The sequence below is a fragment of the Brachyspira pilosicoli genome, assembly GCF_008016535.1.
Taxonomy (GTDB): domain Bacteria; phylum Spirochaetota; class Brachyspiria; order Brachyspirales; family Brachyspiraceae; genus Brachyspira; species Brachyspira pilosicoli_A.
The window spans coordinates 89,401-96,514 of record NZ_SAXY01000055.1; the positions used below are offsets into that span (position 1 = coordinate 89,401).

A 7,114-nucleotide genomic window follows, 5' to 3' on the forward strand; every position below is an offset into this window, starting at 1 on the left:
ATAAGATTATTTATGATAATACTAATATATTTTTATATAATAAAGTTAGGAGGTTTTTATGTATAAAAAAATTATAGCTATTATTATTTTATCTTTCTTTTTTGTATTATCTTGTTCTAAAGAAAATCCTAATAATCCAAATAATCAAGGTGATGTATCAGGCGGCGGCGGTGATACAGGAGGAAACGCAGGCAGCGGAAATGGAGGCAATACAGGTGACGGCGGTCAAACTCAGCCTTCTTTATCTAAATATGCAGGTGCTTGGAAACAGGATTACAGAGTTCATGTATTTGGCGAGAATTATTATATAAGAAAAATGGGAAGCTCTTCTGGTGATAAAGTAGTATTTATTACAAATATACAATATAGCAGTGCTGATAACGGATTTAAAGTTTATTACGAAGCTCCGCAAAAAAAATTAGATGCTGTTATTTCTTTTTCTTCAGGAACTTTGGGAAATATTAAAGGTAAAGAGTATAAATATTATCAAAGCTCTCTTCAGGATATAAATTATAGTATAAATAAATTACCTAACGGAACAGGTATAGATCCTCAATATGCAGGCACTTATAAATGCACCAATGGGGGGGGGGTACTCATCGTAGTATAAAGATATATAAAGACGGCTCAATAGAACATTTTTATGATAATGAGAGTAGGTTTAAAATACCTGCCGAGCAGATAACAAAAAATAGTCAAAATATTTATGAGAATTATTTATATAAAACTACATATGATGCAAAAGATGCTGTTTTAGAAATTGAACTTAAATTTATAGATAATTCATATTGTACATTTGATTTTGAATATTCGTATACTAGTAATTCTGGAGGCGGACTTAGTGGAAATTTGGATGATTATATTAAACAAAATGAAATAAAATATAATTAAAATTTTTTAAGGCACTATAATTATTATTATGGTGCATTAATTTGTTTTTTAAAATAAATAAATAAAAATTTGACAATAGTTTGTTTTTGTTATATAATCTAGGCAAGTAATATTTTAAATTCTATAAATAAAAAATCTAATAAAAACAGAGGTGTAATATGTCAGGACACTCCAAGTGGGCTAGTATTAAACATAAAAAAGCCGCAAATGATTCAAAAAAAGGTAAGATTTGGTCAAAAATAGCAAAAGAAATTACAATCGCAGTAAAAGAAGGCGGAAGCCCAGACCCAGATCAAAATGCAAGATTAAGAATGGTAATATTAAAAGCTAAAGTCACTAATATGCCTAATGATAATATAGACAGAGCCATTAAAAGAGGTTCAGGTGCAGGTGAAGGTGCTAATATAGAAGAGATGTCTTATGAGGGTTATGCTCCGGGTGGTGTTGCAATCATAGTAGATGTTGCTACAGACAATAAAAACAGAACTGCTGCTGAGATAAGGTCAATATTTAGCAAAAACGGCGGAAACTTAGCAGAGAACGGTGCTGTTTCTTGGCAGTTTAAGAAGAAGGCTGTAGTTATTATTCCTGCTGCTGGCAATACTGAAGAGAGCTTAATGGATATAGTTTTAGATGCTGGTGCTGAAGATATTGAACAAGATGAAGAAGTATTTACTGTCACTGGACCTATGGAAGCTTTATCTTCTATAGTTGATGCTTTAAAGGCTAAAAATATTGAGCCTGAAAGTGCTGAAATAGTACGCGTTGCTGATAATACTATGACTATAGCTGAAAATGATGCTAAAAAAGTTATGAAGATAATTTCACTTTTTGAAGATCATGATGATGTTTCTGCTGTAGCTACTAACTTAGAAATTACAGATAACTTAATAGAAGAAGAATAATATTAATTAATGATAACTTTAGGTATAGACCCGGGATTTGCTAGATGCGGTTACGCTTTTGTAGAGGCAAAAAACTCCGAATACAAAATAGTAAATTCTGGGCTTATCGAAACCTTTTCAGATAAAGAATATAATCAAAGACTTTCATTTATATATACTCAACTAGACTCACTCATTAAACAATACAAACCAGACAATGCTTCAATAGAAGAGCTTTTCTTTTCAAAGAATACAAAAACTGCAATAAAAGTTGCTGAGGCAAGAGGTGTTATAATATTAGCACTTACTTTAAATAATATAGAGTTTAGAGAGTATAAGCCAAGAGAAATAAAATCACAAATAACAGGAAATGGAAACGCTAATAAAGATGCAGTTATAAAAATGGTTAATCTTTTTACAGGTTCAAACATTAAGCAAGATGACACTGCTGATGCTGTAGCTATTGCTTTGGCACATGCTTCAAGAAACAGAATTTTGAAATAATTTTTTATATTTTGTAAATTAATGTTTTTAAAGTTTTTCTATCTCTTCTATGCTTAATCCTGTATATTTTGATATTAATTTAAAATCTGTTCCATCTTCTTTCATTGCTTTTGCTATTATCAATGTGCTGTATTTTTTACCTTTTTCTAATTCTTTATGAAGTGTTTCTTTTTGGAAATATTCTTCTGCTTCTTTTATCTTATATACATCAAGTAATGGATTTTCTGATATAAATGATTTACATTTTTTATCTACTTCATCGAATATTGTGTTTTCTTTTATTAGGTTTGACATTCTCTCACCTCCAATAAAAAATTTGTACCAACTATTTAAATCTTTATTTAGTTGTTTATCATAATTAAATTTCGGCAATTCCAAAAAATGAAATTGACAATGATCTGTAAGTATTTTATTGTGTTTTAATTCTTTTAATATATAGCAGCTGCAGCACTCTTCTATGCCGTCAAACAAAACAAAGTCTAAAATATTTATGCTTATCACAGGAAGAAGCTTATTATAATCATCACCTTTATTTAAATTTAAACTATAATTGCTTGCCCAATAAAATAATGTTCTTTTAATAAAAGTTTCATTGCCTTGCAGCTGTATCTCTATTATAACAACTTCGCCTGTGTCAGCTGTGCATTTTATATCCACTACACTTTCTTTTGAATTAAGATATTTTTGCAAATTAAATGGATTTAGTATCTCTAAAGTTTCAAAAGTTTTGAAATTTAAATTGTCCATAACAGCATTAACAAAATTTAATACTATCTTTTCGTTTCCAAGATTTGAAAAAAGATACCTTACAAAACAATCATTCTTTTTATTTAATGTATCTACAGTGATATTAAACTCGTTCATGAATATATTATAGCAAAATAGAAATCAAAAGTCAAAACTTAATATTTTAATTAATTATTTTTATTTAAAATATTAAGATAATTTTCTAATATTAAAACAGCAGCAATTAAATCATTAGCCTTTTTTTTAACTCTTTTCTTTTTGCCCCTCAAAATAAAATCAGCATCTTTTGAAGTGCCGTATTCATCTACAAAAACAACATTTACTTTTACGCTTTTTAAAAGAAACTCTGAAAACCTTCTTATCTCAGCACACCATTCGCTCTCTTTTCCTTCATCTGACAAAGGAAGCCCAAAAACAACAGTGTCAATTTTTTTCTCTTCTATTATGTCCATCAAGGCTCGTTTTACTTTTCTTGCATTGCTTTCTTCTATGAGTTTGCATGGAAAAGGAATTTTTATGTTCATATCCATAAAAGCAGTGCCTGTTTTTTTGCGTCCGAAATCTACAGCTAATATCATCATAATATTATTTATTATTTTATTCTTCCTCTATAGTGATAATGTCGTATTTCTTAAAATTATGAACACTTGATTTTATATAGGCATTATCTACATTTCTAATATTATCAACTTCCACAAACTCATTTTCTTCTGTCTTTATAAGTAGTTTAAATCTATTATCATTATGCTTTAAAAAATCTTTGCCTATATATATTAATTCATCTCCATTTTTAATTGTGTTATAAACAGTTATTTTTGCATATTCTTCGCTGTCATCGGCAATCATACCCATAAGCCTTCTGCCTTTTAAATATCCTTTTAATGTTGGCTTTATGTTATCACGTCCAAAATAAAAACCTGTATCGCTTTCTCTTCTGCTTATTGTATCTAACTCTTTTAAATAGCTTGCAATAGGTTCTTTTTTTATAGCTTCAGGATAGGATTCATAGCCGATTCTTTCAAGTAAATCCAATAACACCCTATAAACTCTAACAGTATTAGCAACATAATAAACACTCTTCATTCTGCCTTCAATTTTAACAGAATCAATTCCAGATTTCTGAAGTAAATGCAAATATTCTGCCATTTGTAAATCTCTGCTGCTCAATATTGTAGAATGCTCATCTCCCTCTTCTATCTCCATAAACTCGCCTGGTCTTGTTTTCTCTTCTATATATGTTTTAAAATTCCATCTGCAAACTTGTGAGCATTCTCCGCCGTTTGCATCTCTGTTATTTAAAAAATTTGAAAGTAAGCACCTTCCAGAATAAGACATGCATACTGCTCCATGCACAAAACTCTCTAATTCCAAATCAGTATTATCTCTAATCTCTTTTATCTCGTATAATGAAAGCTCTCTTGCTAATATTATTCTGCTTGCTCCAAGGCTTTCATATATCTTACAAGAATAGCTATTTGTAACTGATGCCTGCGTGCTTATATGAATAGTGGCATCTGGCATCACTTCTTTAACTGCAGCCAACACTCCCAAATCTGAAACTATAAATGCATCTATATTTAAACTTGATATCTCTTTTAAATAGTCTTTTAAATTATTTTTATCATATTCATGCAAAAAAGCATTTAATGTAAGATATATTTTTTTGTTTAGGTTTTTAGCAATATCCGAACATTGAGCAAGTTCTTCTATGGTTGTGTTTTTGCTTTGATGTCTTAAATTAAATAAAGCACCTCCTATATAAGCTGCATCAGCTCCATAATGATATGCTACTTCCAATTTTTCTTTATTGCCTGCTGGTGCTAGTAATTCCATTTTTTATTTATCTCCATTTATTGTTATGTTCTTTTAATTGTTTTATTATTTTAAATTATTACAAATCTAATAATTTTTTAATGTTCTAATGCTATTAAGTAAAAAAGTTAAACATCAGTATATTTTAATAAGTTAAATATTTCAATAAAATATTATAAATTAATATGTTGACATTATCGTTAAACTATAACATAATAAAAATATTATATTTAATTTTTCAAAATGGGAATAATTTCATGATTAGTCATAAAATAATACTAGGCGACAGCAGATATTTAAGCAAAATAGAAGATAAATCTGTGCAATTAATCATTACTTCTCCTCCATATTGGCAATTAAAAGATTATGGTTCTGAAAATCAAATAGGGTTTAATGATAGTTATGAGGAATATATTAATAATTTAAATTTAGTTTGGAAAGAGTGCTATAGAATTTTATCTGATGGATGCAGATTGTGTATAAATATAGGCGATCAATTTGCTAGATCCGTATATTATGGCAGATATAAAGTTATACCTATAAGGACAGAAATTATAAGATTTTGCGAAACTTTAGGTATGGATTATATGGGGGCAATAATATGGCAAAAAAATACTACTATGAATACTTCTGGTGGAGGCTCTGTAATGGGGAGTTTTCCTTATCCTAGAAATGGAATATTAAAAATAGATTATGAGTTTATTTTAATATTTAAAAAGTTAGGAAATGCTCCAAAACCTACAAGAGAACAAAAAGAAGAGTCGGTATTAAGCAAAGAAGAATGGAATACATATTTTGCTTCACATTGGACTTTTGGCGGAACTAAACAAAATGAACATATAGCTATGTTTCCAGAAGAACTTCCTAGGAGATTAATAAAGATGTTTTCTTTTATTAATGAAACAGTATTTGACCCTTTTGCTGGAAGCGGTACTACTTTATTAGCTGCAAAAAATCTTGGAAGGAATTCTATAGGATATGAAATTAATAAAAATTTTATTCCTATTATAAAAAATAAATTGAATGTAGAACAAAATGATTTAAATAATAAATTTATATTTGATATTGATAATGATTCAGAAAATTTTGAAAAAGATTTACCCTATATATTTCAAGACCCGCATAAAATGGACAAAAAAATAGATATAAAGAAGATACAATTTGGTTCAAAGATAGATAATAAAAAGATAGAAGAAGAAAAATTTTTTCAAGTAAAAAATATAATAAGCCCTAACAAGATTGAAATTGACAACAATATTGTAATTAAACTTATAGGTATTAAGCCCATTAAAAAATTTGAGAAAGAAGCTATAGAATTTTTAGAGGATAAATTAAAAAAAAGAAAAATATTTTTAAAATATGATTCTCTTAAATATGATAATGATAATAATATGCTTTGCTACATATATTTAAAAAATAAGACTTTTATCAACAGACATTTAATAAAGACTGGATATGTTGATGTTGAAAGAGAATCTGATTATATATATAAAAAAAGTTTTTTGAGCTTATTAAATATAAATTAATCTTCTATTTCTATATCAAAGCTATCTTCAGAGATTTTATTATAATAAATCATTTTTACATTTATTTTTTCATTTAATCTATTTGTTTTATAGCTAATTGATTTAATAGAATATGCTGTATCTCCAACATATCCATCTATACCATGAGATTCTTCTTCTTTTGTAGATAGTATGTAATTTTCTTTTTTAATTTGTACCAATTTTTGAAGTATTGCTTTTTGTATATATAATCCGTTAAAAGTTTTATTTATAACTAAGTCTTCTGCCCATTCATATATCATTTTTTTAGTTATCAACTTAATGGCTTTTTTAAGATCATTTATACTTCCTTCTATTTTTTCTGCTGCATTATCTATTGCATCTGGATATTTTTTTAAATACCATTCTTTCCAATCTTCAATGCTTATATTTTTATTATTATTCATAAACTCTTGAAATATTTCAGATAAAGTACCAACTACTTTTGGGCGAGTACCTTGAGCATTTTGATTTGCTAAATTCATTAATTGTGTTGTGTACTTTGGAAATTCTATTTTTATAGATGTATTAATTTTTTCAATTCTTCTTTTGTTAATTCAAATTTCATATATTATAACTCCTATTAATTTATATGTTAAGGAGTATGAGATATTGGACATTTTTTAGTATAAAAAAAGCAGTATCCTTGTTATAATATTTTGAACATAAAACAAATAAAAAGGATGCTACTATGAAAAGAGATTATAGCACAGAATTTAAATTATTTATAGT

The 7,114-nt window shown here is 27.6% G+C and carries 9 protein-coding genes; 5 read left to right on the plus strand and 4 right to left on the minus strand.

All coding sequences use genetic code 11. The features are described 5' to 3' along the window. Positions 1-58: 58 nt before the first annotated feature. The 4 genes from EPJ72_RS09345 (at position 59) to ruvC (ending at position 2,279) form a co-directional block, all read left to right on the plus strand. The gene (locus EPJ72_RS09345) at positions 59-610 is read left to right on the plus strand and encodes a hypothetical protein (protein WP_147731896.1); all 552 of its coding nucleotides are present in this window, start codon (positions 59-61) and stop codon (positions 608-610) included. Beyond that, positions 574-891, plus strand: coding sequence for a hypothetical protein (locus EPJ72_RS09350; protein WP_147731897.1), 318 nt, complete (start codon positions 574-576; stop codon positions 889-891). Before EPJ72_RS09345 ends, EPJ72_RS09350 begins: the two co-directional genes overlap by 37 nt. Positions 892-1,049: 158 nt before the next feature. Further along, complete coding sequence (locus EPJ72_RS09355; RefSeq protein WP_147731898.1) at positions 1,050-1,796, plus strand: YebC/PmpR family DNA-binding transcriptional regulator; 747 nt, start codon at positions 1,050-1,052, stop codon at positions 1,794-1,796. Positions 1,797-1,805: 9 nt separating this feature from the next. Then, a complete protein-coding gene (gene ruvC, locus EPJ72_RS09360) occupies positions 1,806-2,279 on the plus strand; it encodes a crossover junction endodeoxyribonuclease RuvC (protein WP_147731899.1) in 474 nt (157 codons plus the stop codon). A gap of 27 nt (positions 2,280-2,306) precedes the next feature. Here the strand turns inward: ruvC and EPJ72_RS09365 are convergent, their stop codons facing one another. The 3 genes from EPJ72_RS09365 to EPJ72_RS09375 are packed head-to-tail and all read right to left on the minus strand — an operon-like array spanning position 2,307 to position 4,859. Next, positions 2,307-3,143 (minus strand): Rpn family recombination-promoting nuclease/putative transposase, encoded by an 837-nt coding sequence (locus EPJ72_RS09365; protein ID WP_147731900.1) that lies wholly within the window; start codon positions 3,141-3,143, stop codon positions 2,307-2,309. A gap of 50 nt (positions 3,144-3,193) precedes the next feature. Next, on the minus strand, positions 3,194-3,604 hold the full coding sequence (ruvX, locus tag EPJ72_RS09370; protein WP_147731908.1) for a Holliday junction resolvase RuvX: 411 nt from the start codon (positions 3,602-3,604) through the stop codon (positions 3,194-3,196). A 19-nt stretch (positions 3,605-3,623) separates the two neighbouring features. Next, on the minus strand, positions 3,624-4,859 hold the full coding sequence (locus EPJ72_RS09375; RefSeq protein WP_147731901.1) for a peptidase U32 family protein: 1,236 nt from the start codon (positions 4,857-4,859) through the stop codon (positions 3,624-3,626). A 236-nt stretch (positions 4,860-5,095) separates the two neighbouring features. Here EPJ72_RS09375 and EPJ72_RS09380 point away from each other — a divergent pair, with 236 nt between their 5' ends. Next, positions 5,096-6,364, plus strand: a complete 1,269-nt coding sequence (locus EPJ72_RS09380; protein ID WP_147731902.1) for a DNA methyltransferase — start codon at positions 5,096-5,098, stop codon at positions 6,362-6,364. Here the strand turns inward: EPJ72_RS09380 and EPJ72_RS09385 are convergent. Beyond that, positions 6,361-6,867 carry an MjaI family restriction endonuclease gene (locus tag EPJ72_RS09385; RefSeq protein ID WP_158636894.1) on the minus strand — a complete coding sequence of 169 codons (507 nt, stop codon included), beginning with the start codon at positions 6,865-6,867 and terminating at the stop codon, positions 6,361-6,363. The genes EPJ72_RS09380 and EPJ72_RS09385 overlap by 4 nt on opposite strands. Positions 6,868-7,114 lie beyond the last annotated feature (247 nt).

Bases quoted from the DNA above. Each gene is read 5' to 3' on its own strand.
- EPJ72_RS09345 (WP_147731896.1), top strand. From the start codon at position 59: ATGTATAAAAAAATTATAGCTATTATTATTTTATCTTTCTTTTTTGTA.
- EPJ72_RS09350 (WP_147731897.1), top strand. From the start codon at position 574: ATGCACCAATGGGGGGGGGGTACTCATCGTAGTATAAAGATATATAAA.
- EPJ72_RS09355 (WP_147731898.1), top strand. From the start codon at position 1,050: ATGTCAGGACACTCCAAGTGGGCTAGTATTAAACATAAAAAAGCCGCA.
- ruvC (WP_147731899.1), top strand. From the start codon at position 1,806: ATGATAACTTTAGGTATAGACCCGGGATTTGCTAGATGCGGTTACGCT.
- EPJ72_RS09365 (WP_147731900.1), bottom strand. From the start codon at position 3,143: ATGAACGAGTTTAATATCACTGTAGATACATTAAATAAAAAGAATGAT.
- ruvX (WP_147731908.1), bottom strand. From the start codon at position 3,604: ATGATATTAGCTGTAGATTTCGGACGCAAAAAAACAGGCACTGCTTTT.
- EPJ72_RS09375 (WP_147731901.1), bottom strand. From the start codon at position 4,859: ATGGAATTACTAGCACCAGCAGGCAATAAAGAAAAATTGGAAGTAGCA.
- EPJ72_RS09380 (WP_147731902.1), top strand. From the start codon at position 5,096: ATGATTAGTCATAAAATAATACTAGGCGACAGCAGATATTTAAGCAAA.
- EPJ72_RS09385 (WP_158636894.1), bottom strand. From the start codon at position 6,867: ATGAATTTAGCAAATCAAAATGCTCAAGGTACTCGCCCAAAAGTAGTT.